This is a genomic window from Pseudomonas sp. IT-232MI5 (genome assembly GCF_949767845.1).
In the GTDB taxonomy this organism is placed as follows: domain Bacteria; phylum Pseudomonadota; class Gammaproteobacteria; order Pseudomonadales; family Pseudomonadaceae; genus Aquipseudomonas.
This window is the reverse complement of record NZ_CATKQE010000033.1, coordinates 290430-314467: the sequence shown is the minus strand read 5'-3', so window position 1 is coordinate 314467 and position 24038 is coordinate 290430. Positions and strand designations below refer to the sequence as shown.

Below are 24038 nucleotides of genomic sequence, written 5' to 3'. Positions count from 1 at the left end.
GAGCCTGATCGGGAAAGGTTTTTTTGCGCTCTTTAAACAAGACGTATCAGCACGACAAATCATGAAAGAAAAAATGTAGAAAATTTGTCGGGGGTTTGTCTTTTTCTTGTGATTCTGGCTTGAGATCGCTTTGGGCTTGGCGGCCTTTGGGCCGACCAGGCTCTTGGGGTTTTGGGTGAATATCCGTTGTTTTGGGTGTTGCGGCTGGCGGTTTCGCTCTTACAGCGAGTCCCTTTGGCAAACGCCCCAAAGGAACCAAAGGTCTGGGCCCCGGCGTTCGGCCCTCGCCGTGGCTCGGGTGCCTTCGTTGCGGGATCTATCCGGGGGCATCGCCTACGGTTTGCTTCGCTGCACCTCCTCTCGATGTATTCGACTTCGTCGAACGGTCGCTGCGCTCCCACCCCCGGATAAATCCCTCCACTCAGCCTGCCGAAGGGGCCAGCACGGCAAGATCAAGAGCTGCAGCCGAGCTAACGCTCATCCTGTTGAGTGGTGAGAAGCGGGGTGGGTGGGGCTTTTGATTTGCTTGCGAATTTGAGTGCGGCTCGGTATTTCATGTCGGCGTACCTCTACCAATCACCTCGGTCAGTTCCCTCTCCCTCTGGGCGGTCCGACGTTTCGGGAGGGCTAGGGTGAGGGGCTTTTGATTGTGCTTTCGGGGATTACGCGGCGAGCCTAAATTTTTTTCTTCGGCTTCGTTTCTTCGACAGGCTCATTGCGCGTGGACGCGTGGGTGTTTCCAAGGCGGGTCCGCGTCAGCGTCAGATCCGCTCTTTGGCATGTCGATCAGGAGCGAGCGTGATAATTTCCAGACAGTTAACCGGACTGACCTTGGCCGGCGTGGTTTTTGGCTTGAGTGGTTCGGCCCATGCGTTCAGCCCGGCCACGGACGTCAGCGCCGATATTCGCCGCACTGCTTTTGGCGTGCCGCATATCCGCGCGCAAGACGAGCGCGGGCTGGGTTTTGGCATTGGCTATGCCTATGCCCAGGACAATCTGTGCCTGCTGGCCAACGAGATCGTGACGGTCAATGGCCAGCGTTCCCGTTACTTCGGTCCGGATCAGTTCACCGTCGAGCAACGCGAAAACCGCGTCAGCGACGTGTTTTTTACCTGGCTCAATACGCCTGAAGCAGTCAAGGCTTTCTGGCAGGCGCAACCTGCGCAGGTGCGTGATCTGGTCGAGGGCTATGCCGCCGGCTACAACCGTTATCTGGCCGAGCGCCGTCCGCAAGGCTTGCCGCAACAGTGTCAGGGTGAGTGGGTGCGAGAGATTGCACCGGAAGATCTGGTGAAGCTGACCCGCCGTCTGTTGGTCGAGGGCGGTGTCGGCCAGTTCGCCGAGGCCCTGGTCGGTGCTACACCGCCGCATGCGAGCGCCGCAATCGAACAAAACGTGCAGGCCTATCAGTTGGCTGACGCACGTCAGCAGCGCTTCGCCCTGGACCGTGGCAGTAACGCTGTCGCAGTGGGCAGTGAACGCTCGGTCAATGGCCGCGGGATGTTGCTGGCTAACCCGCACTTTCCTTGGGTCGGCGGCATGCGCTTCTATCAGATGCACCTGACCATTCCCGGCAAACTCGACGTCATGGGCGCAGCATTGCCGGGCCTGCCGATGATCAATATCGGTTTCAATCAGCACCTGGCCTGGACGCACACGGTCGATTCATCGAAACACTTCACCTTGTATCGTTTGCAACTCGATCCGAAGGATTCCACACGCTATCTGCTCGATGGCAAATCCCTGCCGTTGAACAAGCAGACCGTCACCGTGCAGGTGAAACAGGCCGACGGGCAAGTGGTTCCGGTCTCGCGTGATGTCTACAGCTCGCAATTCGGGCCGATTGTGCAATGGCCGGGCAAGCTCGACTGGGACAATCAGTTCGCTTATAGCCTGCGCGACGCCAACCTCGACAATGATCGGGTGTTGAACCAGTGGTACACGATGAATCAGGCGAAGACGCTGCAAGAACTGCAGGATTCGGTGCACAAGATTCAGGGGATTCCGTGGGTCAACACCCTGGCCGTCGATGACAAAGGCCAGACGCTGTACATGAACCTGTCGGTGGTGCCGAACGTCAACGCCGAGAAACTGGCCAAGTGCAGCGACCCGCGTATCGGCACACAAATGATCGTGCTGGACGGCTCCAACAGTGCCTGCGCGTGGGACATCGACCCGCAAGCGGCGCAGAAAGGCATTTATGCCTCCAGCCAACTGCCGCAACTGCTGCGCAAGGACTTTGTCCAGCACTCCAATGACTCGGCATGGCTGGCCAACCCGGCGCAGCCGCTCACCGGTTTCTCGCCGTTGATCAGTCAGGATGGCCAGCCGCTGGGCTTGCGCGCCCGGTTTGCTCTGGAGCGTTTGAGCACACTGAGCAAGAAAGGGCCGTTGGCGGTGAAGGATCTGCAGCAAATGGTGATGGACGACCAGGTGTATCTGGCAACGCAGGTGGTGCCGGATCTGTTGAAGTTCTGTGCCGCTGACCTCGGCGCCGACGCTCAGGCTCTCAAACCGGTTTGCGTCAGCCTCAAGGCCTGGGATGGCCGCGCCAATCTTGATTCGGGCGTGGGCCTGGTGCACTTCCAGAACATCATGCAGGCATTGCAGGCTTCGCCGGATGTCTGGCGCGTGGCGTTCGATCCCAAGGATGCGCAACACACTCCGCGTGGCCTGGCAGTCGAGCAGCCAGCGGTGGCCAAGGCGTTGCGTGCGGCCATGTTGGCGTCGGTCGAATCGAGTACAAAAATGGGCCTCACGCCGCAAACCCGCTGGGGTGATATCCAAGTGGTCAGCAGTGGCGGGCAACAGACGCCGATTCACGGCGGGCCGGCTGCTCTCGGGATCTACAACGCCATCCAGAGCGTGCCCCGTGAGGACGGCAAACTCGAAGTGGTCAGTGGCACCAGCTACCTGCAAGTCGTGACCTTTGACGACAAAGGCCCGCACGCCCAAGGGCTACTGGCGTTCTCGCTGTCCAGCGATCCGGCATCGAAGTATTCGCGGGATCAGACCGAGGCGTTCTCGAAGAAGCAGTGGAGTGTGCTGCCGTTCACCGAACAGCAGATTCAGGCTGATCCGCAGTATCAGCTGCAGACTGTTCGCGCGACGTTGGACAAGGTGGGGAAAGTCGCCGCTCAATAAGTACAAGCGTTCATTGCATCGAGCCTGAAGGCCGCATCCTGCAAGGGGTGCGGCCTTCAGCTTTTTGGTGGCTGTTGCGGTATCGAGTTGATCACCGGGTTACCTTCCTTGTTACGGCTCAGGTAGACCGGCAGCACCTTGGGCAGGCTGTTGGCGAGGTTGTTCAGCTCTTTGATGTTGTAGATGCCACCCACGCGAATCGAACCGGTGCTGTTATCAGCCAGTTCAAGTGGATTGCTCAGATAACGGTTGATCAGTGGCAGTGCTTCGCTCAACGCCAGGTTATCCAGCACCAGTTTGCCATTGCGCCACGCCAGTGACGTGTCGCTGGCGTAGGTCTGGCTGATCTGTGGCATGTAGTCGCCTTGTTTGTAACGTGCCTGCATCGACGGGCCAAGGCGCAAGCCATCGCCCGGTAATGAACGATTGCTGGTGACCAGCACCGAACCTTCGATCAGGTTCACGCGCACTTGATCCTGATACATCCAGACGTTGAACCGTGTTCCCGTGACTCGAATCTTACCTTCGCCTGCGCGGACGACAAACGGGTGGGACATGTCGTGACTGACCGTAAAGAACGCTTCACCTTTTTTCAGGGTGACCCGGCGTTCGTCCTTGTAATTGCTGAAGGTCAGGTCGGTGTTCAGGTTCAGTTCGATCTGGCTGCCATCACTCAGCGTGACCTGCCGGACATTATCGGTGGCGGCGAAATGTTCATAGCTGTCGGGCAGCCAGCCCAGGTTCCAGCCAGTGTAAGCGGCCAGTGGCAGGGCGAGTGCACAGACACCGGCGGCAACAGCGAATTGACGCCATGCGCGCGAAGGTCGAGGCGCTGGCACGAATGACGCCGATTCCGGGCGAGGCAAGTGTTCAGCCACTTCCCAGATTTCCAGCATGACTTCATATTCGAAGGCATGCAGTGGATGTGCGTCGTGCCATTGCTTGAATGCGAGACGTTCTCCGTCTGTGCAGTCGGCGGCGTGCACACGCATGCACCAATGCGCGGCGGCATCAGTGATCGCATCGTATTCGGCTTCCGAGAGGGTGTCTTGGGTCATTGACTCGTCCTGATTTCGCACATTCTAACCTTGTCGGGAAGTGACCGAGAACATCCGTCATGGCATTTACCCATCAAATTGGAACTTATTTTTCGCTCCGGCACCCAAAAAGCAGGACGCTAATGAACACTATCCACAAATGGAGTGAAAAAATGATCAAAAAGACAATCGCAGCGTTGATTGCCACCGCCAGTTTGCTCAGCGCTGGCGCAGCGTTGGCCGATCGGCCGGGCGCTGGCTGGATCACCATCGAAAAAGCCATCGAGATCGTCAAGACCAAGGCCGGTTATGTCGAGGTCTATGAGATCGAGGCCGACAACAACGGCTACTGGAAAGGCGAGGGGCGCAAGGCTGATGGCGTTGTCTACGAGTTCCGTATCGACGGGGCGTCGGGCAATGTGTTGCGTGATCAGAAGGATTAACCAACCCGAATGCAACGTGTGAAAATGCGCCGGCTTCTAGCCGGCGTATTTTTTTGTTCCAGTCGTCAAGGCGAAGCAGATGAGGATCCTGTCTGACTTGAAGTTGGCGCCGGTAAAGGTATGGGGACCGGAAGCGGGTCCAGTTCCCGGCCCATTTCGCTGATGAGCAACGCGATCGAGTCGGCGTTGGCCAGCATCACATCAACGCGTGCTTCATCAGAAACCGCACTGCGAAAGGCTTTACGTGCATCTGCGAGGTTTTGGGTTTTTGTCAGACTGAGAATTTTTTTGTACTCATTGGCGCGCTCCGGCAACTGATCCAGACCCACCCACACACCCTTCGTACTCTTCTCTGCGAACAACTGCGAAAATGGGGTGGAACGGGAAAAGGACTTACGCAGCCGATCAATATCAGCTTTGAGAAGTAGCCCGTTTGCGGTTGATGTATCGATAAGTTGGGGAAATGGCCCCATCGCCTCTACGGATTCGAAATCGTCGCTGTCGCAGACTAAATGCGAAAGTTCATGGATCAGCGTGATCGCGCGAGCATGAGAGTCAATATTGAACCTGGGCGGCAGAAAAGCGGTGTAGGCATGCAGCCCCGGATTAAAAAAGAGTTCGGTGAAGTGGACGACCTTTCGTTTGTCTTCCTTGAAAACAAATGCAACCGTATCGTCGCCATACCGCGCATTCAGGCCCGCGAAAAAGCGTTCCGTATAGAGCAAGTCATCTTTTGGATCAGTTAACTCACGGCAAAGGGGAATGATCACCTGTTCGATTTTTCTGAGTAGCCTGGGTGTGATTTGCGAAACTTCGAAAAAGTGTTTGAGTAATGTTTCAACTCGAGTGCCACCCAGGTTGTCGCGATTTATGACGAAGTTGTGCAGGCAATTCAGCGCATAGTCTCTCGCCCGACCGACAGCTTGCTGAATCACGAAGGCTCTGGCGGGATAGCGGCGGTTGATTTGTGCCATCCCTTTGGCCTGGATGTGCATCATTATTGAGCGGCTGCGCTCGATGTCGGTTTGCACGCTGTTGCGTTGTTTTGACCGGCAACGACGAGCCGACTTGTCGGCGCCGGCAATTACAAGTCTCGAGTTCTTCTGTTCAAGCGCCGGCCCTTGCCCGCCGTCCTTTACCTGCAAATACCAGGTTTTTTCAGACTGGATCACCGGATAGACCTTGCCGGCAATCGCCGCATATTTTTGTGCCGTCGACGAATCCCTATAAACAAGTTTATTGTCCTCAAGCTTCAGCTTCTCGAGAGCGGTGGTGGTTTCAAAGCGTTGCAGATTAATGCGAGAGGCCGTAACGGGTGCGACTTTTGCCCAGCGAGCGGCGGCTTTTACCGTTGTCGTCGCGCCGCTTGCGGCAGCCGTCGATCCAGGCGCCTGCGTTTCAGTGGCAAATTCGGCTGTTTCCTCTTCCACCTCTGTTTCCCAGGATAAACGACCCAGACTGAACAGGGAGATCGCTCCTGCAATGAAGCTTTTCAGGGCGTTCGCCCAATGGTGCTCCTGCAGGTCTTCGGCAGACTCTTTGAAGTCCTTGTAACTCTTCCAGAGAAAAAACAAAGAAGCGAGTTTCCCCGGCAACAGATGGGGGACCAGACGGACACCGTGGCTGAATAGAAACTTCGCCGCTTCCCAGTCGGAATGCGCATTGATCTGCGGCTGGCAACTGAGCAACTGCGGCAACAGGCTGAGCGTGTCCTTGTGCAATCGCTCCAGTAGATTGCCGTTAATGGCAGTGCTTTGCAGCTTGATTTCAGTCGGTTTGCCGATCGTTGTTTTCAATAGATTCCTGAAGCCTGCCTGTTGCGCTGAGGGCAAACGTCGAATGATCAGATCCTGGAAGTGCCCCGGTGTATTCAACGCATCAATCAACTGCGCTTCATTATCGAATTCGCGAAAAACGTATTTGGAGTAAGGCGCGTAGAGCACCCGTGGACCTGTTTGTCCTGCACCCGGCCCGATCACATAAAGTCCGAGGGCCTCGACAAAAGCGGCGCCCGTGGTTTTGTTCAATAACAGCGGGCAGACAATGGCGTGGGCGTCCTTGACTGTGGCACGCGCCACCCCGTCCGGCATGTCCAGAACCTGGCAAATGTAGTCGTAGCCGCTTTCTGACAGCTGTTGCTGCAACTTCAGCGAGTGCGCGTGCTGCATCAACTGCCAGGGCAATTGACGTAAAAAGCGCGCTTTGCTGGTGCGTGCCGAGGCACTGTCAGCTGACAGCGCTTGCGTCACTTTCTGCGTGTAGGTGGTGGTGATATCGAGGGATTGCAGCAGTTGCTGCACGGCAGTCTGATTGAGGTGCTTCGGTAACGCGGTGGCTGTGTTCGAGGCAACCTTGAACCCGGTGCCCTGCACGATGTTGTAGTGATGCAAGGCAAAATCGAGAAGATTGCACGCAGGGCCGGCCAGCGTCAGATTCGGTGTGATCTGGATCTCCTGGGGTTTGAGTCCATTGTTCGGGAATCTGGCGTCGAGCAGGGTCTTCAGCGTCTGCTCGACATAGGTAGCTAACGGAGGGACGCCCTCGAGAAAATCCTTGCCATCGATAAAGCTGCGCCGCAGTTCATCCAGCAGGGCGAGTTGCGTGTGTTGTTCGGTGACCGGGGCCATGCGTAACCAGTCTGGATAGTCGAGCCGACGGACGATGGCCCGCGCGAGTTCAATGGCCCGGCGCAAGTTGCTATCGATGACGGTGTTTTTCATCTGACTCAGGAAGTTAGCGAGTGTGTCCTTGTCCTTGATGCAAACGCGTAATAGCTCGCAATGGTCGAGGAAATGTTCAATGGCCGACTGCATGCGATCGTTCAACACATCGCCTTCAATCAGCTGGAAGGTACCCAGAGTGTATGGCTGATCGAGTTGCCGTTGCTTCGGTGGCAGGTTTTCCAGCAGCGTCTGATTCTGGTTGTTGTCGTCGAGCCGTCGTTGCATTTGCTTTTGCGCAATGGCGATGTCGTCGAACGATTCCAGGCCCATGGCTGGGGTCCACAGGATGGCACGCCCGGAATGCTTGACATCCATGCCTCCGCGTTCGGTCAGGAGTACGCAGTGGGCGAGCGACATCACTTCACTTTGGCCCGTGCGGGTGAGAGTGAGCGACCATGCATCCGGCCGGAAGCCATTGAGGGACTGGCGATCCATGCGTGTTGCGTGTTTTGCGTCGAACACGGTTTCGACTAGTGTTCGCTCGGCCGGCAGCCAGGACCCGCTGAGGTTTCTCATCTGTGCCTCTCCACGCAGGCCGTCCTCGAAAGCCTGCGCCAGTTTCCATCGAATATCTTCGAGAAAGGCGCGTTGTTCAGTGCTGCTCGTGGTCGGCTGATTTTTAAAGTGGCTGGTGAGATTATCCAGGGTGCGTTCCAGCTTTGTCGCCAATTGCCCAGCCTTGTCGGCCTGCACGAGTGAGGAGGGTGGTGCGCTGGAAAACAGCGGGCGGGTGCTCCAGCGTTCGTTGACGTCAAGCTTGAGCAGACGCTCGTGAATCAGTGCGCGGACATCCAGCGCCTTGTCGAAAAGCGCATGGATGTCAGTCGTGCGCTCGCTTTGGCGAAAGAGTTGCAAGACGTATTCAACGTTCTGGCGCTGTTTGGTGAGGATTGCCTCAAACAGCGTCGCAATGATCTCGCCGCCGATGTTTTCACCGGACACCTGGGCGTTGGTGAAACCAAGATAGCGATTGCGCTCCTCCATACTCATGAGGCCGTACAGCTCGTCCTCATGTCCGGCGGCATTGAGTTTGGCGGTCAACGTCTGTTTCAGATCGGCGTAGTCGGTGAGAACCTGAAAGCCTTGCGTGGGGGTGTAGAGATAGGCCTTGTCATGGTTGATCATCAGCGAGCCGGCCAACTCGACATAGGTGCTCTCCTCGCGCAAGCACACGGTTTCGAAGGTGGGTCGCTGGAAAGCGACATTCGGTTCCCGAATCAAGCAGTGCAATGCGTCGAACTCAGCGGCAGAGAGGATTTCCGTTTCGCGCTTGATCATCAAATCCGCACGCACCTGATCCTGCAGTGTCTGGCTGAAGAATGCGCGTCTGGGCGAGCCCTCGAATGAGGCGGCATTCCAGTAGGCCTCGAGTTGCCGAAACAACAGCATGGTCAGTTTTCCCGCCGCGGATTTGATCGCTTCTGCCCACGCGATCTGGTCAGCAGGCCGGGTTGCGCGGGCGGGATGGGAAAATTCAGCTGTCTGACCACGCGGCCAGCCATGACGGCGGAAGTACAGCAGTAGCGCTTCACTCAGCGATAGCGAATCGACCCATTGCCTGACATCCCCGGAGAGTGGGGCGGTGTCGGCGAAAAAACTGACCCGGGTGCGCGACTGCTGCAAACCGGCAAAGTGAGGTTCGAGCAGTTCATCGAGAATCTTTTCCAGCAGGGTGGTCAGCGAAGGCAGGCGTTTGAGTTCATCCAGCTGGTCGCGCCCGCAGGTCTCCTGAGATTGGCTGATCGCGGCTTTTTGATCGTCAAATACATCGCCTTCGATCGTTTCACGGGTCAGGGTAAAGCTGCGTTTCTCCACCAATTCCTTGCGCAGCGACACGGTGAGAAAGGCAAGCAGATCATCCTTTTCGTCAGCGTTGTCGAGGCGCGCTTGCAAGGCTTCGGTCAGCACCTTGTGATCGCTGTATTTTTTCAGGCCATCGTAGGGGGTATAGAGAAACACGCCCTTGTCATCCGGCCCGGCGCTGAGAATAAAACTGCCGGCCAGCGGCACAGCCAATTGCTTGTCGGCGTTTAACAGAATGCGTTCGGCCAGCATCGGCGGGGTTTGTTCGCTGCGCAGCGCATGGGTTGCCAGTTGCACATGAGCGAGCCAAGAGAAATCTTTGCTGTTCAGACCGTGGGCCAGACGGAAGCCCTCATGCAGGCCTGGGGATTTAAGAATGTCGGGGAACAATAAAGGTGCAGTGGGGCTAGACATCATTGAGCTCTGAATGCAGGCGCCTTGGGCGGGGGCTCAAGAATAGGTACGCAGTTCAGCGCGCAGGCGGTACATAGTTACCGCACGTGCCGAGCTGAAATGTGCAGGGAAGGGCGTCAATCACTCCCGAATGATCGAAGGGTTGACAGCCGACAGCTCCGCCGTGGTTAATCGACGAGCAAGTCGTCCGTACGCTGTTGTTCCCTCCAATAATCATTCTGGAGCTTCAGATGTCTGCGCCACACGATCATGTGTCCTCTGCTGTCGCGTCCTCGTTATCGCTCGAAGCGCTGACGCAACTGCTTGAAACGATTTTCCTGCGCCACGGCACCTCCGCCGACGTCGCGCAAGTGCTGGCCGCCAACTGCGCCGGGGCCGAGCGCGACGGCGCTCACAGCCATGGCGTGTTTCGCATTCCCGGTTATGTCTCGACGTTGGCCAGCGGCTGGGTCAACGGGCACGCGGTGCCGCACGTCGAAGATGTCGCCTCGGGATTTGTCCGTGTCGATGCCGGCAACGGTTTCGCCCAACCGGCACTGGCTGCCGCCCGGCCGCTGCTGGTGGAGAAGGCGCGAAACGCCGGGATTGCCGTGTTGGCGATTCGCAACTCTCACCACTTCGCCGCACTGTGGCCGGATGTCGAACCTTTCGCCGATGAAGGTCTGGTGGCGCTCAGTGTGGTCAACAGCATGACCTGCGTGGTGCCCCATGGCGCCGACCGGCCACTGTTCGGCACCAACCCGATTGCGTTCGCCGCGCCACGGGCCGGCGCCGCGCCGATTGTCTTCGACCTGGCCACCAGCGCGATCGCCCATGGCGACGTGCAGATCGCTGCGCGCAAAGGTGAGCGGCTGCCGGCCGGGATGGGCGTGGACAGCCTCGGTCAGCCGACTCAGGATCCCAAGGCGATTCTTGAGGGCGGGGCGTTGTTGCCGTTCGGTGGTCATAAGGGGTCGGCGCTGTCGATGATGGTCGAGTTGCTGGCCGCAGCGCTGACCGGGGGGAATTTTTCCTTCGAGTTCGACTGGTCCAATCATCCCGGGGCGAAAACGCCGTGGACCGGGCAGTTGCTGATTGTCATCGACCCGAGCAAAGCCGCCGGGCAGGGTTTTGCCGAACGCAGTGGCGAACTGGTGCGCCAGATGCACAGTGTCGGGCTCAAGCGTTTGCCGGGGGATCGTCGGCATTGGCAACGCAGTAAGTCGTTGGCTGAGGGCATTGTGCTGGACGCGCAGACGCTGGCGCAGTTGCGCGAACTGGCGGGGGTGTGAGCAAAGAGCCAAGGCCCCTCACCCTAGCCCTCTCCCGGGGGGAGAGGGCTAGGGTGAGGTGAATGGGCGAGGTACGCCGACGTGGAATACCGAGCTGAATTCAGGATCTGAACAGAAAAAAACCGGCAGGCATAAAAAAGGCGAACCCAGTGGGTTCGCCTTTTTCGTGCGCGTTTGACTCAGCGACGGCCGAGCAGCAAGCCGACCACCAGGCCGAAACCGGCGGAGATCGCCACGGTCTGCCACGGGTGCCCGCCGATGTAGCTTTCGGTGGCATCGACCGCTGGTTTGGTGCGATCACGCACGCTCGACACGGAATCCAGCGCCTGTTGCAGTTTCAGGGCGATTTGTCCGCGCAGCGTTTCCGCTTCTTCGCCGACCAGTGAGGCGCTGCTCTTGAGCAGTTTGTCGGACTCTTGAATCAGAGCCTGAAGTTCGCTGAAGGCCTGATCCTTGATTTGGTCTTCGGCGGCTTGCACGGCGGATTTGCGGGCCATTGGGTGACTCCTTGCAGTTGAATGGACAGTGATCAATGGAGTGTGGCGCTTGCTGAAAAGTTGCACTGAATTTAGGTCAGAAATAAAAACCTGCGCGGGAGATTTCCGTCGAGCGTGTAAGATGTCGCCATTTTACGCAGCAGGATAATTCCCCATGAGTTTCAATCTGGCCGACAAATCCCTTGCAGAGCGCGCTGCGCTGGAAGACGAGAAATCCCGTCTGTTCGAACTCTGGCAGAACAATCTGGGCAAAGCCAAAGGCGAAGCCGCGCGTTTGTTCGGCGAGCGCGGCAAGCGCAAAGGCAAATGGGCCGAGTGGGTCCGCGCGGAACTGGACGGCATGTCGCCGCCGGAGTTCGCCAACATGGTACGCAGTGAAGTCAATCGCCTGATGGCCGCCAACAAGTAACGCTTCAACTGAACGTCGTGGCAATCGCTTCACGCACTTTGACCACCACCGGATCGATCTGCGTGCTGGTGCGCCAGCCCAGTTCGATCGGATAACGCGGCAACTTCAGCGGGCAGGGCAGCAGCGCCAGACCGCTGAGTGCGGCGATGCTCTCGGCGGCATGCGTCGGAATCGTCGCCACCGCCCGGCTGCCCTTGAGCAGATACGGCAGCGCGGCGAAATGTGTGGTCGAGGCGCACACTCGCCGGCTCAGTCCCAGCGCCGCCAACCCCTCATCGGTAATCCCGATAAACCCGCCGGACGACACCAGAATGTGCTCGCGGGCAACGAACGCCTCAAGATCAATCTGTTGCTGACCAGGCGCAAGGCTCGCCGGATCGACCAGGCACGCATATCCACCTTCGCCCAATACCTGACGGCTGAGCAAGCGCTCGGCAAAGCCACCGGCAGTAATCGCCAGATCGATGCTGCGTTCCATCAGCGCGCGGGCGACGATCTGGCTATGCGTCTGTCGGAAGATTACCCGCAGCTTCGGTGCGATGCGGGCGATTTCCTCGATCAGGCGGCGACCGTAGGCGATCTCGAAGTCATCCGACAGCCCTACGGTAACCGAGCGACCCTCGTATTGATTGGCCGCCGGGTCGACCATCGCCAGACTTTGTCGGCATTTGTTCAGCGCGTCGCTGACCACCGGTTTCAATTGATTGGCTTTGAGCGTCGGGGCCAGCCCACGCCCGGTGCGCACGAACAATTGATCGCCGTAAACCTCACGCAACCGGCGCAACGCCGCGCTGACGGCCGATTGCGTGACGCCCAGACGCAACGCCGCGCGGCTGGCGCTGGATTCTTCATGCAAGGCTTCAAAGACTTTCAGCAGATTGAGGTCGACCGTGGCGATATTCATTTGACTCATATCATTAAGCAGCAATTGGGGCTTTATTCATGATCGCGTGGCGCCGCAGAATCGGCAACCACTGAACCTGAAGGAGTCCCCGTAATGGCCAAATCGATTGTTGCCGCGCTGCAAATCGGCGCATTGCCCGACGGCAAAGCTGCCACTCTGGAACAGATTTTGAGTTGGGAAGGCGCGATCAGCGAATCCGGCGCGGCGCTGGTAGTGATGCCGGAAGCGCTGCTGGGCGGTTATCCGAAAGGCGAGGGTTTCGGCACACAATTGGGTTATCGCCTGCCTGAAGGGCGTGAAGCCTACGCCCGTTATTTTGCCAATGCGATCGATGTGCCGGGGGCCGAGACGCAAGCGCTGGCCGGTCTGTCGGCGCGCACCGGGGCCAATCTGGTGATCGGCGTGATTGAACGCTCTGGCAGCACGCTGTATTGCACCGCGCTGTATTTCGACCCGCAGGACGGCCTCGTCGGCAAACACCGCAAACTGATGCCAACCGGCACCGAACGGTTGATCTGGGGCAAGGGCGACGGCTCGACTTTGCCGGTGTTCGACACCCAGGTGGGCAAGCTCGGCGCCGTGGTGTGCTGGGAAAACATGATGCCGCTGCTGCGCACGGCGATGTACGCCAAAGGCATTGAAGTGTGGTGTGCACCGACCGTGGACGAGCGTGAAATGTGGCAGGTCAGCATGCGTCACATCGCCCATGAAGGCCGCTGCTTTGTGGTCAGTGCGTGCCAGGTGCAGGCATCGCCTCAGGCGTTGGGTGTCGAGATTGCCAACTGGCCGGCGGATCGACCTTTGATTGCCGGCGGCAGCGTGATTGTCGGGCCGATGGGCGACGTGCTGGCGGGGCCGTTGCGCGGTGAGGCGGGCTTGCTCACGGCTGAAATCGACACCGATGAACTGGTGCGTGCGCGCTATGACTACGATGTGGTCGGCCACTATGCGCGGCCGGATGTGTTTGAGCTGTCAGTAGATGAACGCGCCAAACCCGGGGTGCGCTTCCACACCTAACCCACTGCCTTGGTAACCCCTGTAGGAGCTGCCGAAGGCTGCGATCTTTTGATCTTGATCTTGATCTTAAAAAACAAAAGCAAAAGATCGCAGCCTTCGGCAGCTCCTACAATGGATCGGTAGTGTGTCTTGGAAATCAGTGGCGTTGCTGCCATTCTTCGCGGGTGATTTCCCAAAGCTCCCGAGGGAAACGCCCAGCGACGAAATCGTCTTCATCGGTCCGAATCAAACGCATTCCCGCGCGCTCCGAGATTCTGCGTGAGCCGATGTTCGGCGCTGCTTTCGGCACGCGCATCAGCGGGCGTTGCAGAGCGTTGAACCAGTAATCGGTCACCACCGCACAGGCTTCAGTCATCAAGCCCTGACCTTGCCACGCCGGCGCCAGCCAGAAGCCGCGATGGTTGTCCGCCTGATCCATCAGGCTGATACTGCCGATCAACTGTTCGGGTGCGGCCTTGAGGCGAATCGTCCAATGCCACTCCTTGCCTGCCGCCACCGCTGGCAAGGCAATGTCGCGCAGATAGGCGAGGGCACCGTCCTCCGGATACGGCCATGGCACGGCCGCGTTCAGATAACGCACCACGTCCCAATGCGGAAATTCGCGCTGCACGGCTTCGGCATCGGCCAGTTGCAATGGGCGCAGGATCAGTCGTTCGGTGTACAGCGTCGGTATGTCTTCCATAAACCTGCAGCCTCCATGCGTGTCTTTCAGGAACGAAGCAGGCTAGCGCATTTTTACCAGGTAGCGGCAGTGGCCTTGGGCAGGCTGAGCTTGCCGCTGTCGACAAAGCGCATGGTGCCAAACAGACCGCCGGCAAGCTTGCCGCGCAGCACATAGGGCAGGTTATCGAGGGTTTGCGTCTGGCTCAGGCCAAGAGTCTGGCGCAGCACCGAGAACGCCGAGATGCTGACGGGGACTGTGACGATGGTTTCGGAAAAACGCGGGATCGAACCGCTCTGATCGCTCACGCCGGAGGCCAGCGAATGGCCGTTGACCTCCAGATCCAGCGCAATGCCGTTGTAGTCGATGGCCGTCTCATTGGGGTTCTGTACGCGAATCTTGATGGCGAAACGCACTTCCAGATCCTGGCTCGGCAACGGTTCGAGGCCGACCACGTTGATGTTCACCGGATCACGGTTGGGGAAAAGCGCACAGGCGCTGAGGGACAGCAGAAGCAGTGACAGCATGACGGCTTGGAAACGGCGCATAAACGGTCTCTCAACAAAAAAGGGCTGAACCGTCACCGGCTCAGCCCTCTCTATCAAAGGCCAGACGTTAGCGGTTCAACTGTGCGACAGCCGCCGCCGGGGCAGGTTCACCTTTGGCCGGCATGTCCGGGTTTTCCATGACCTGAAGGATAGAAGCTTCCGGGTCGAAATCGTCTTCTTCCAGCTCGATGAATTCTTCTGGCAGAAAGATGTTCAGCACGATAGCGCACAACGCACCGACGGTGATCGGCGATTCGAAGATGTTGCGCAGCGCTTGCGGCAGTTCGCGCAATACTTCCGGCACAGCGGCGATGCCCAGGCCCATGCCCAGCGAAATCGCCACGATCAGCATGTTGCGCCGATGCAGGCCAGCCTCGGCGAGGATCTTGATGCCGGCCACCGCGACGGTGCCGAACATCACCAGTTCGGCGCCACCCAGTACCGGTTTCGGCATCAGTTGCAGCACCGCGCCGATCATCGGGAACAGCCCCAGCAGCACCAGCAAACCGGCGATGAAGAAGGCGACGTAGCGGCTGGCCACACCGGTGAGTTGAATCACGCCGTTGTTTTGCGCGAAGGTCACCATCGGCATGCTGTTGAATACCGCCGCCATGGCCGAGTTGAGGCCGTCGGCGAGCAGGCCGGACTTGATTCGGCGGATGTACAGCGGGCCTTTGACCGGTTGTCGCGAGATCATCGAGTTGGCGGTCAGATCACCGGCAGCTTCCAGCGGCGACACGAGGAAAATCACCGCCACCGGCACGAACGCCACCCAGTCAAAGTTGAAACCGTACTTGAACGGCACCGGTACGCTGACCAGCGGCACCTCGGGCATCGAGGCGAAATCCACCGTGCCCATCAGCCACGCAACCACATAGCCCAGCGTCAGGCCGATAACGATCGCGCCCAGGCGCAGAAACGGCACGTCGACGCGGTTCAGCACGACGATGGTGCCGATCACCAGCGCTGCCAGAAAGATATGGCTGGCCGCGCCCAGATCCGGCGCGCCGAAGCCGCCGGCAATGTCGGTCATGGCCACTTTGATCAGCGACAGGCCCATCAGCGTGATGATGGTGCCGGTGACCACCGGGGTGATCAGCATGCGCAGTTTGCCGATGAACTGGCTCAGCACCACTTCGATGAAGGCTGCGAAAAAGCACACACCGAAGATCGTTGAGAGAATTTCATCGGTGCCACCACCGCGCGCCTTGACCATGAACCCGGCACTGAGAATCACGCTGATAAAGGAAAAACTGGTGCCTTGCAGGCACAACAATCCCGAACCGACCGGGCCGAAGCGCTTGGCCTGGACGAAGGTGCCGAGGCCGGAAACGAACAGCGCCATGCTGATCAGGTAGGGGATTTCACTGTGCAGACCGAGGGCGCCGCCCATGATCAAAGTCGGAGTGATGATGCCGACGAAGCTCGCCAGCACGTGTTGCAGCGCGGCAAACACGGTGGCAGTCAGGTGCGGGCGGTCGTTGAGACCATAGATCAGGTCGTTGTTGCGCGGGGCTTTTTCAGAGGCGGTCATGGTGTTTTGCGCGCCGCGAGGCGGGGCCGGGTCAGAAAATGGAGGCGCAGGATGCCGGAAGAGGGCGGCGAGGGCAACGAGCAATAACTGCCTGAAAGGTCAGGTTTTATTGGCCGCTAGCGGTAGACGGCTGTGTAGGAGGTGTCGAGTGAAACGAGGCTGCGATCTTTTAAGATCAAAAGATCGCAGCCTGCGGCAGCTCCTACAGCGAGATGTATCAGGAGAAGGCTGCGAGCAGATCTTCTTCAAACGCCTTTTGCGCATCCCCCGGCACCTGTGCCCGATGCCGGGCCAGATGAAACGCCACCTCGAAACTCAACTCGCCCTCGCGGATTGGCCGCAGCAGGCCCTTGGCTTGCCAACTGCGCGCATAGTGATCCGGCAGATAGCCGACATGTTTACCCGACAAAATAAACGTCAGCGTACCCTCGACCTGTTCCGACCGCGCAGAGCAGACCTTGCCCTGAAACGGTTCGTCACTGCGCAAAAACCGATAGGGGTGATCGACTCGGTCACAGGCCTGCAAGGCTGCATCACTCGGCGCTGCATCGGTAAACAACGGATGGCCGGCAGCACAGTACAAATGCTGGGTTTCGCTAAACAACTGGCGATAGTCGAAGGCACTTTGCACTTGCGAAAAATAACCGATCGCCAGATCCAGTCGCTGTTGCAACAGCAGGCGTTCCATTTCGCCGGGCATGGCACTGATCAATTCGATGCGTACAGATTCATCACGCTCGCGAAAGCGGCGGATCGCCACCGCCACCCGCTGCAACACCGACTGATCGACCGACTCGGAGATCCCCAAGCGCACTTCGCCGATCAAACGCCCGGCGACGCCGTTGGATTGATGGCGGAAGGTTTCAATCGATTCAAACAACGTGCGCACAGCAATCAGCAACTGCTCGCCCTTGGGCGTGACGCTGAAACCGCCCTTGCCGCGACTGCACAGACGATAGCCGAGACGGGTTTCCAGTTTGGCCATTTGCTGACTGATGCTTGACTGGCTCAGGCCCAGATCACCTTGAGCCGCGCTGAAACCACCGCACTCGACCACCCGCACAAACAGGCGCAACAGTTGCAAATCGACGTCGTGCAGTTGACCCAACATCACATTACTCCGGAATAAAGTCAGGATAATTATTCGGCTATTTTTCTAATGTATCGGACCGCGCATTCTGCAACCACTTCCTCCGGTCAGGTGTTCGTCATGGCTCCCGTGTTCAAGCTGTGTTTCCCCGCGCTGCTGTTGTCCGTGGCTCTTCAGGCGCAGGCCGAGGACAAAACGCTAAATCTGTACAGCTGGGCCGATTACGTGCCACCGCAAACCCTGCAACGGTTTGAGCAGGAAACCGGTATCCATGTGCGTTACGACACCTTCGACACCTCCGAGGTGCTGGAGACCAAGTTGCTCACCGGTGGTAGCGGCTATGACGTGGTGGTGCCGTCGTCCAGCGTTCTGGCGCGAGGACTTGCGGCGGGTGCGCTGAAAGAAATCCCCCACGACGGCCTCAAGGGCTACGCCAATCTTGATCCGGACCTGCTGGAAAAAATGGCCGCCGTCGACCCCGGCAATCGCTACGGCGTGCCGTACACCTAGGGCACCTTGGGTCTGGGGATGAACGTTGAGGCGGTGAAGCAGCGCTTGCCCGATGTGCCGCTCAACAGCCTCGATCTGCTGTTCAAACCCGAGAACGCCAGCAAGCTGAAAGACTGCGGCATCGCGATCCTCGATTCGCCGCAGGAGGTCATCGGACTGGCCCTGCATTACCTGGGTAAAGATCCCTACAGCACGGACAAGAACGATCTGGCCGCCGCCGAAGCGTTGTTGCAGAAACTTCAGCCGTCGGTGCTCTACGTCGCCACTGGCCGGCAGATCAATGACCTGGCCAGCGGCAACGTGTGCCTTGCGCTGACCTACAACGGCGACGCAAGCATGGCCGCTGATCAGGCACACAAGGCCAATAAACCCTTCGAAGTGGCGTATCGCATTCCCAAAGAAGGCACGCTGGTGTGGCAAGACAATCTGGCCATCCCCAAAGACGCGCCGCACCCCGAAGCCGCGCGGGCGTTCATCGAATTCATGCTGCGGCCGAACTCGGTGGCCGAGTTGACCAACACGCTGTTTTTTGCCACCGCCAACCAGGCTGCCACGCCATTGGTGGATGACGCCGTGCGCAACGATCCCGACATCTACCCACCCAGCGAGGTGCGCGCGCGGCTGTATGCCGATCGCAGCATGAGCCTCAAGGACATGCGTCAGCGCACGCGTCTGTGGACCACTTTCCGTAGCCATCAATAACAACAGGAGCACCACGATGGATGTGCCCATGCAAAACGATCAGGCCCTGACCCGTGACAGACTTTATGGCACCGCCGCCGAAAGCACTTACGCCGGCATCACCAGTTTCATGCGCCGGCGCTACAGCCGTGACCTGCGCGGCGTCGATGTCGCGGTCAGCGGCGTGCCGTTCGACACGGCCACCAGCAACCGCCCCGGCGCACGTTTCGGGCCACGGGGGATTCGCGCGGCTTCCACCGGGATTGCCTGGGAGCGCCACTGGCCGTGGACGTTTGACCCGTTCGATCATCTGGCGGTGATTGATTACGGCGACTGCAATTTCGATTACGGCTCGCCACACACCGTCCCGGAACGCATCGAAGCCCACGCCGAACAGATTCTCAACGCCGGCAGCGCCATGCTCACATTTGGTGGTGATCACTTCATCAGCTATCCGCTGCTCAAGGCCCATGCGCGCAAGCACGGCGCGCTGTCGCTGATTCATTTCGATGCGCACAGCGACACCTGGCCGGATGAAGAGGGTAAACGCGTCGATCACGGCACCATGTTCTGGCACGCGGCGCGCGAAGGTCTGGTCGATCCGGCACGTTCGGTGCAGATCGGTTTGCGCACGACCAATGACGATCACATGGGGTTTCAGGTGCTGGATGCTCGACAGGTGCATCGCCGTGGCTGCGAAGCGATTGTCGAAGCGATCCGCGCCCGGGTTGGCGATAACCCGGTGTACCTGACGTTCGACATTGATTGCCTGGATCCGGCGTTTGCACCCGGAACCGGAACGCCTGTCTGCGGCGGTTTGAGCACCGTGCAAGCGCTGGAAATTCTCGGTGGTTTGCGCGGGATCAATCTGGTCGGCATGGACGTGGTGGAAGTTGCCCCGGCTTACGATCACGCCGACGTCACCTCACTGGCCGCCGCCACACTGGCGATGGAAATGCTCTGCCTCTACGCCGCTCGACACAAGGTCGATATTTGACGCAACACTGCGTACTCCCTGTGGGAGCCAGCCTGCTCGCGAAGGCGTCATTTTTCAGCCAACATCTTTGTCGACGGATCCGCCGCTTTCGCGAGCAAGCTCGCTCCCACATTTTCAGCAAAGGCTCCTGCCATTTTCTGACACTAGCCTCTGCTAAGCTGCGATCACTTTCCCTGCTGAGCCTGACCATCGTGTCGCGTACCACTCGTCTTTTGACTTTGCTGCAAGTGCTGCGCGGCAAAAAGCGCCCGGTGACGGCGGCAACGCTGGCCGCCGAGCTGGATGTGTCCGAGCGCACGCTCTATCGCGATATTGCTGAGCTGACCGCCCTCGGCGCGCCGATCCATGGTGAAGCCGGGATCGGTTATGTGCTGCGCAGCGGCCTGTTTTTGCCCCCGCTGATGCTCAACGCCGACGAGACCGAAGCCATCGTCCTCGGCTTGCGTTATGTCGATCAGCGCGGTGATGAAGTCCTCGGCAAAGCAGCGGCGGATGCGCTGGCGAAAATTGCCGCAGTGCTCGATCCACAAGCGCAGGAAGCGCTGCGTAATCCCACCGTGATGCCGGGCCCGCCGGGTTATGGTTTTCCACAAAACGCCGTGCCGTTGAACGTGTTCCGCCACGCTATCCGCGATCAGGCCAAACTGCACATCGATTACGCCGACGCGCAACAGGTGCCCAGTCAGCGGCTGATCTGGCCCTTGGCGCTGGGCTTCCTCAATGAGGTGCGGATCATCGTTGCGTGGTGCGAATTGCGCGGCGCCTACCGTACATTTCGCACTGACCGGATCGGCGCCGCCAGCCGTCAGGGCGACAGTTATCCGGGACGGCGCAGCGACCTGTTACGCACTTGGCGCGAGCAGATGCAGCTGGACGAAAGTGGGCGCTTCACTCCTGACAAAAACTGACGCAGCGCTGATTTAGGATGGTCGCAGAACCAAACAAAAAAGGAGCTGCAACCATGTCACATCCTGTCTCTACACTGGCCCCGGCGATCGCTGCGTATATCGATGCGGCCAACGCACGCGACACCTCGCGGGTCGGCAGTTTTTTTGCCGAGGATGCCAACGTGTTCGACGAGGGCCAGCATCAGGTCGGCCCGCAAGCCATCGCGCAATGGATGCAAGACACCGGGCAACGCTATCAGCCACGGGTCGAAGTGCTCGACGTCCAGCAGCGCACCGGCAAGGTGCTGGTACACGGGCTGATTTCCGGGACATTCCCCGGCAGCCCGGCCCAGTTACGCTATACGTTTCGCTTGAACGAACAGGGCAAAATCGCCCGCCTGGATATTTCCCTGTAAGCATCGTGGCATACTGCCGCGCATGACTTTCGACACTCCCCTCAGCGCCTGGCAACACGCCGTTCAACACAAGGGCTTTGTCCAGGACGAAGCCCAGGAACACGCGGTCTGGGCGCTGCAAAAATGCCATGAAGCCCTGCACGCCGGTGCCCGTTCGGTCACCGGCGTTTACCTATGGGGGCCGGTCGGACGCGGCAAGACCTGGCTGATGGATCAGTTCTATCAGAGCCTGCGCGTACCGGCGCGACGCCAACACTTTCATCACTTCATGGGCTGGGTGCATCAGCGCTCGTTCCAGTTGACCGGGATTGCCGATCCGTTGCGCGCGCTGGCCAAAGAGCTGGCGGCGGAGGTGCGGGTGCTGTGCTTCGATGAGCTGTTCGTCAACGACATCGGCGACGCGATCATTCTCGGTCGGCTGTTTCAGGTGATGTTCGACGAAGGCGTGGTCATCGTTTGCACCTCCAATCTGCCGCCGGATGATCTGTACGCCGACGGCTTCAACCGCGACCGTTTCGTACCGGCAATTGCCGCGATCAAGGCGCATATGCAGGTGGTGGCGGTGAATGGTGCCGAGGATCACCGCTTGCATCCAGGGGCCGGCCTGCAACGCTACTTTGTGATCACGTCGCCGGTCAGCGCGCTAGACGAAGTCTTTCAGGCGTTGACCGCCGGACAGCCAGCCAGCACCGAACCCGTGTCGGTCGGTCATCGTCAGTTGAACGTCGTGCAGGCCAGCGAATCGGTGTTGTGGTGTCGCTATGCGGATCTTTGCGAGCAGCCGTTCGCCGCCATGGATTTCATCGCGCTGTGCGATCGCTACACGGCTATTCTGTTGAGCGAGGTGCCGAACCTCAGCGCACAGAAACGTGAAGGGCGCATCGCGCGCGGCACCGAAGATGGCGCGCAGCGGGTGGTGGCCGGTGATCGCGAGCTGCCGCAATTGTCGGTTCACGATGACGGTGTGCGGCGTTTCATCGCGCTGGTCGACGAGTGCTATGACCGTAAAGTGCCGCTGTACATCGAGGCGCAAGTGCCAATGGACGCGCTGTACACCGAGGGTTATCTGGAATTCCCGTTCCGCCGCACCCTCAGTCGCCTGCAGGAGATGCAACTGCAGCGCTTTGCCGAAACGTGAGTGAAGAGGGCGCCGACATGAGCCAACCGCTTTCCCATCATTTGCTGACCATGGCCTACCAGAATGCCTGGGCCAATCATCGTCTGGCCAAGGCCTGGCGCCAGCTCGGTGCGGCAGATCTGGCCGCCCCCAGGGCGAGTTTCTTCCCGAGCATTCGTCTGACCCTTAATCACATCCTCACCTGCGACTGGTTCTACGTCGATGCACTGGAACGCGAGCTGCGCGGGGCTGAGCCGCATCCCGACTGCTATGTGTTTTTCAATGCGGACGAGCCATTTACCGACGGCCCGCAACTGCGCGATGAGCAGGCGCATGTTGATCGACGGCTGATTGCCTATTGCGAGCAACTGCGCGATGGCGATCTGGCCCGGATTGTCACCATTGCCCGCGACACGCCGCAGCACGACAGCCGTTTGCGCATGCTGTCGCACCTGTTTGAACACCAGATTCATCACCGAGGCCAGGTGCATGCGATGCTCAGCGACACAGTGGTCAAGCCGCCGCAACTGGATGAGTTTTTCTGTGCCGGCGAGAGCGGCCTGCGTGCCGAAGACTTCGCCGAACTGGGCTGGACTGAAGAGTTGATCTGGGGCCGCTGAAAAAGCCCGCGATCGGACGATCTTTTGATCTTTTGATCTTTTGATCTTTTGATCTTTTGCATTTGCGGGTTGCCCGCTCGATCACCCCCGCGCTAAGGTCAGACAGCCTTTCAGTGCGCACTTTGCGCGCCGGGGCTTTTGTGTGTTCGGGGATGGAAATGGATTCCGCAGAGATTCTTGTGCTTCAAGCCAGCTACAGCAATCCAACGCACGCCGAGGCCATCGGTATCGTGCTCAATCATTACGCAGAAGACCCGATGGGCGGCGGTCATTCGCTCGACCCTGACCTGTTGCGTCGGCTCCCCGAAGAGCTGGCCCGACGCCCGCATGCGTTCAGCGTGCTGGCCTTTGTCGGGGGCGAGCCGGCGGGGCTGGTGAACTGCTTTGAAGGGTTTTCCACGTTCGCCTGCAAACCGTTGGTCAATGTCCATGACGTGGCGGTGGTGGGCAAATTCCGCGGCCTCGGTCTGAGCCAGAAAATGCTGCAGAAAGTCGAGGAGATCTCTCGCCAGCGCGGTTGCTGCAAAATCACCCTTGAAGTGCTGGAAGGCAACGCTGTGGCTCAGGGTTCTTACCGCAAGTTCGGCTTCGCGCCGGGCATGTTCGACCCGGATCATGGGCAGATGCTGTTCTGGATCAAAAACCTCCAAGCCTAGAAGCCCCTCACCCTAACCCTCCCGAAACGTCGGACCGCCCAGAGGGAGAGGGGATTGACCGAGGCGTTTGGGCAAGGTACGCCGACCTGAAACATCGAGCCGAACGTAGGTTTTGAAAAGCATGAAAATCGGCTCCCTTTCCCCCTCGCCCCTTTGGGGAGAGGGCTGGGGTGAGGGTGGGTGGATCTTGCTGACCCAACCCAATCTGCGAACTCGCGACAGCATAAGGTCGAACACCCCGCTCAATGGCCATAAAAAAGGCGCCCTAATCAGGGCGCCAAACTGTCTTCTCCCGGGCCAGAGCGGAGCCACGGAAGGTCCATCGGTTGCTCGGTCAATCTCAGTCGCGATAGGACTCGGTCACTTGCGCCGTCTGGTCGGCGGGAACGCGAATTTCTTTCGCGTTGGCGTCGCTCTGCTGCGCGCTCTGGGCGTGGTGAACCGGGAAGTTGTCGTAGTAATAACGCATACGCTCAGCGCCGCCCTCGGCAAAGACGCTGGCAGAACCCAGGGCAAACAGCCCGGCAAGGATTACGGTGGTGATTTTCATGGTGCCTCCTACTGAAAAAGTGGGAGCCGTTCGTCCATGAAGCAGATCTCGGAAGAGAGTCTGGGTGGCATGAATTAACACCGGGTTAACGCCCATTCAGTGTAGGTTT

General features: G+C 59.0%; 20 protein-coding genes and 1 pseudogene. 12 read left to right on the top strand and 9 right to left on the bottom strand.

Annotation, left to right across the window (positions count from 1 at the left end):
- Nucleotides 1-798: 798 nt before the first annotated feature.
- Nucleotides 799-3144 carry an acylase gene (locus tag ACM6JQ_RS17345; RefSeq protein ID WP_414894305.1) on the top strand — a complete coding sequence of 782 codons (2346 nt, stop codon included), beginning with the start codon at nt 799-801 and terminating at the stop codon, nt 3142-3144.
- Between the two features lie 56 nt (nt 3145-3200).
- Here the strand turns inward: ACM6JQ_RS17345 and ACM6JQ_RS17340 are convergent, their stop codons facing one another.
- A complete protein-coding gene (locus ACM6JQ_RS17340; RefSeq protein ID WP_414894304.1) occupies nt 3201-4202 on the bottom strand; it encodes a FecR family protein in 1002 nt (333 codons plus the stop codon).
- 152 nt (nt 4203-4354) lie between these two features.
- Between ACM6JQ_RS17340 and ACM6JQ_RS17335 the strand changes: the two genes are divergently transcribed.
- Nucleotides 4355-4624 (top strand): PepSY domain-containing protein, encoded by a 270-nt coding sequence (locus ACM6JQ_RS17335; protein ID WP_042705002.1) that lies wholly within the window; start codon nt 4355-4357, stop codon nt 4622-4624.
- A gap of 65 nt (nt 4625-4689) precedes the next feature.
- Here ACM6JQ_RS17335 and ACM6JQ_RS17330 read toward each other — a convergent pair whose 3' ends face one another.
- Nucleotides 4690-9564 (bottom strand): dermonecrotic toxin domain-containing protein, encoded by a 4875-nt coding sequence (locus ACM6JQ_RS17330; RefSeq protein ID WP_414894303.1) that lies wholly within the window; start codon nt 9562-9564, stop codon nt 4690-4692.
- A 230-nt stretch (nt 9565-9794) separates the two neighbouring features.
- Between ACM6JQ_RS17330 and ACM6JQ_RS17325 the strand changes: the two genes are divergently transcribed.
- On the top strand, nt 9795-10835 hold the full coding sequence (locus ACM6JQ_RS17325; protein ID WP_123375364.1) for an Ldh family oxidoreductase: 1041 nt from the start codon (nt 9795-9797) through the stop codon (nt 10833-10835).
- 179 nt (nt 10836-11014) lie between these two features.
- Here the strand turns inward: ACM6JQ_RS17325 and ACM6JQ_RS17320 are convergent, their stop codons facing one another.
- Entirely contained in the window at nt 11015-11332 is a 318-nt protein-coding gene (locus ACM6JQ_RS17320; protein WP_007917413.1) for a DUF883 family protein, read from the bottom strand.
- Nucleotides 11333-11486: 154 nt separating this feature from the next.
- On the opposite strand from ACM6JQ_RS17320, the gene ACM6JQ_RS17315 reads away from it, so the two are divergent.
- A complete protein-coding gene (locus ACM6JQ_RS17315) occupies nt 11487-11741 on the top strand; it encodes a hypothetical protein (protein WP_007917411.1) in 255 nt (84 codons plus the stop codon).
- A gap of 4 nt (nt 11742-11745) precedes the next feature.
- Here the strand turns inward: ACM6JQ_RS17315 and ACM6JQ_RS17310 are convergent, their stop codons facing one another.
- Nucleotides 11746-12654 (bottom strand): LysR family transcriptional regulator, encoded by a 909-nt coding sequence (locus ACM6JQ_RS17310; RefSeq protein WP_007917410.1) that lies wholly within the window; start codon nt 12652-12654, stop codon nt 11746-11748.
- Between the two features lie 84 nt (nt 12655-12738).
- Between ACM6JQ_RS17310 and ACM6JQ_RS17305 the strand changes: the two genes are divergently transcribed.
- Nucleotides 12739-13662: a carbon-nitrogen hydrolase family protein gene (locus ACM6JQ_RS17305; RefSeq protein WP_095112094.1), complete on the top strand. Its 924-nt coding sequence runs from the start codon at nt 12739-12741 to the stop codon at nt 13660-13662.
- 136 nt (nt 13663-13798) lie between these two features.
- On the opposite strand, the gene ACM6JQ_RS17300 is transcribed toward ACM6JQ_RS17305, so the two are convergent.
- The 4 genes from ACM6JQ_RS17300 to ACM6JQ_RS17285 form a co-directional block, all read right to left on the bottom strand.
- Nucleotides 13799-14344 (bottom strand): GNAT family N-acetyltransferase, encoded by a 546-nt coding sequence (locus tag ACM6JQ_RS17300; RefSeq protein WP_414894302.1) that lies wholly within the window; start codon nt 14342-14344, stop codon nt 13799-13801.
- Between the two features lie 53 nt (nt 14345-14397).
- On the bottom strand, nt 14398-14871 hold the full coding sequence (locus tag ACM6JQ_RS17295) for an LEA type 2 family protein (protein WP_123375315.1): 474 nt from the start codon (nt 14869-14871) through the stop codon (nt 14398-14400).
- 67 nt (nt 14872-14938) lie between these two features.
- A complete protein-coding gene (locus tag ACM6JQ_RS17290) occupies nt 14939-16405 on the bottom strand; it encodes a nucleobase:cation symporter-2 family protein (RefSeq protein ID WP_077572736.1) in 1467 nt (488 codons plus the stop codon).
- A gap of 217 nt (nt 16406-16622) precedes the next feature.
- A complete protein-coding gene (locus ACM6JQ_RS17285) occupies nt 16623-17516 on the bottom strand; it encodes a LysR family transcriptional regulator (RefSeq protein WP_007917400.1) in 894 nt (297 codons plus the stop codon).
- Between the two features lie 99 nt (nt 17517-17615).
- Here ACM6JQ_RS17285 and ACM6JQ_RS17280 point away from each other — a divergent pair.
- From ACM6JQ_RS17280 to ACM6JQ_RS17250, 7 genes and pseudogenes are all read left to right on the top strand, one after another.
- Nucleotides 17616-18707: pseudogene (locus ACM6JQ_RS17280) on the top strand (polyamine ABC transporter substrate-binding protein).
- 16 nt (nt 18708-18723) lie between these two features.
- Nucleotides 18724-19683, top strand: coding sequence for an agmatinase (gene speB, locus ACM6JQ_RS17275; protein ID WP_095112098.1), 960 nt, complete (start codon nt 18724-18726; stop codon nt 19681-19683).
- 191 nt (nt 19684-19874) lie between these two features.
- A complete protein-coding gene (locus tag ACM6JQ_RS17270; protein ID WP_414894301.1) occupies nt 19875-20591 on the top strand; it encodes a helix-turn-helix transcriptional regulator in 717 nt (238 codons plus the stop codon).
- Between the two features lie 53 nt (nt 20592-20644).
- Entirely contained in the window at nt 20645-20986 is a 342-nt protein-coding gene (locus tag ACM6JQ_RS17265) for a nuclear transport factor 2 family protein (RefSeq protein ID WP_007917392.1), read from the top strand.
- A 22-nt stretch (nt 20987-21008) separates the two neighbouring features.
- Entirely contained in the window at nt 21009-22124 is a 1116-nt protein-coding gene (gene zapE, locus ACM6JQ_RS17260) for a cell division protein ZapE (protein ID WP_007917390.1), read from the top strand.
- A 17-nt stretch (nt 22125-22141) separates the two neighbouring features.
- A complete protein-coding gene (locus tag ACM6JQ_RS17255) occupies nt 22142-22723 on the top strand; it encodes a DinB family protein (RefSeq protein ID WP_007917388.1) in 582 nt (193 codons plus the stop codon).
- Between the two features lie 158 nt (nt 22724-22881).
- The gene (locus ACM6JQ_RS17250; protein WP_007913340.1) at nt 22882-23379 is read left to right on the top strand and encodes a GNAT family N-acetyltransferase; all 498 of its coding nucleotides are present in this window, start codon (nt 22882-22884) and stop codon (nt 23377-23379) included.
- Nucleotides 23380-23719: 340 nt separating this feature from the next.
- Here ACM6JQ_RS17250 and ACM6JQ_RS17245 read toward each other — a convergent pair whose 3' ends face one another.
- Nucleotides 23720-23929, bottom strand: coding sequence for a hypothetical protein (locus tag ACM6JQ_RS17245; RefSeq protein WP_123375311.1), 210 nt, complete (start codon nt 23927-23929; stop codon nt 23720-23722).
- Nucleotides 23930-24038: the final 109 nt, after the last annotated feature.

Excerpts from the sequence above, each read along its gene's own strand:
- ACM6JQ_RS17255 (WP_007917388.1), top strand. The coding sequence starts at position 22,142 with ATGAGCCAACCGCTTTCCCATCATTTGCTGACCATGGCCTACCAGAAT.
- ACM6JQ_RS17285 (WP_007917400.1), bottom strand. The coding sequence starts at position 17,516 with ATGTTGGGTCAACTGCACGACGTCGATTTGCAACTGTTGCGCCTGTTT.
- ACM6JQ_RS17315 (WP_007917411.1), top strand. The coding sequence starts at position 11,487 with ATGAGTTTCAATCTGGCCGACAAATCCCTTGCAGAGCGCGCTGCGCTG.
- ACM6JQ_RS17340 (WP_414894304.1), bottom strand. The coding sequence starts at position 4,202 with ATGACCCAAGACACCCTCTCGGAAGCCGAATACGATGCGATCACTGAT.
- speB (WP_095112098.1), top strand. The coding sequence starts at position 18,724 with ATGGATGTGCCCATGCAAAACGATCAGGCCCTGACCCGTGACAGACTT.
- ACM6JQ_RS17250 (WP_007913340.1), top strand. The coding sequence starts at position 22,882 with ATGGATTCCGCAGAGATTCTTGTGCTTCAAGCCAGCTACAGCAATCCA.
- ACM6JQ_RS17305 (WP_095112094.1), top strand. The coding sequence starts at position 12,739 with ATGGCCAAATCGATTGTTGCCGCGCTGCAAATCGGCGCATTGCCCGAC.
- ACM6JQ_RS17330 (WP_414894303.1), bottom strand. The coding sequence starts at position 9,564 with ATGTCTAGCCCCACTGCACCTTTATTGTTCCCCGACATTCTTAAATCC.
- ACM6JQ_RS17335 (WP_042705002.1), top strand. The coding sequence starts at position 4,355 with ATGATCAAAAAGACAATCGCAGCGTTGATTGCCACCGCCAGTTTGCTC.
- ACM6JQ_RS17325 (WP_123375364.1), top strand. The coding sequence starts at position 9,795 with ATGTCTGCGCCACACGATCATGTGTCCTCTGCTGTCGCGTCCTCGTTA.
- ACM6JQ_RS17265 (WP_007917392.1), top strand. The coding sequence starts at position 20,645 with ATGTCACATCCTGTCTCTACACTGGCCCCGGCGATCGCTGCGTATATC.
- ACM6JQ_RS17310 (WP_007917410.1), bottom strand. The coding sequence starts at position 12,654 with ATGAGTCAAATGAATATCGCCACGGTCGACCTCAATCTGCTGAAAGTC.
- ACM6JQ_RS17290 (WP_077572736.1), bottom strand. The coding sequence starts at position 16,405 with ATGACCGCCTCTGAAAAAGCCCCGCGCAACAACGACCTGATCTATGGT.
- ACM6JQ_RS17320 (WP_007917413.1), bottom strand. The coding sequence starts at position 11,332 with ATGGCCCGCAAATCCGCCGTGCAAGCCGCCGAAGACCAAATCAAGGAT.
- ACM6JQ_RS17300 (WP_414894302.1), bottom strand. The coding sequence starts at position 14,344 with ATGGAAGACATACCGACGCTGTACACCGAACGACTGATCCTGCGCCCA.
- zapE (WP_007917390.1), top strand. The coding sequence starts at position 21,009 with ATGACTTTCGACACTCCCCTCAGCGCCTGGCAACACGCCGTTCAACAC.
- ACM6JQ_RS17295 (WP_123375315.1), bottom strand. The coding sequence starts at position 14,871 with ATGCGCCGTTTCCAAGCCGTCATGCTGTCACTGCTTCTGCTGTCCCTC.
- ACM6JQ_RS17245 (WP_123375311.1), bottom strand. The coding sequence starts at position 23,929 with ATGAAAATCACCACCGTAATCCTTGCCGGGCTGTTTGCCCTGGGTTCT.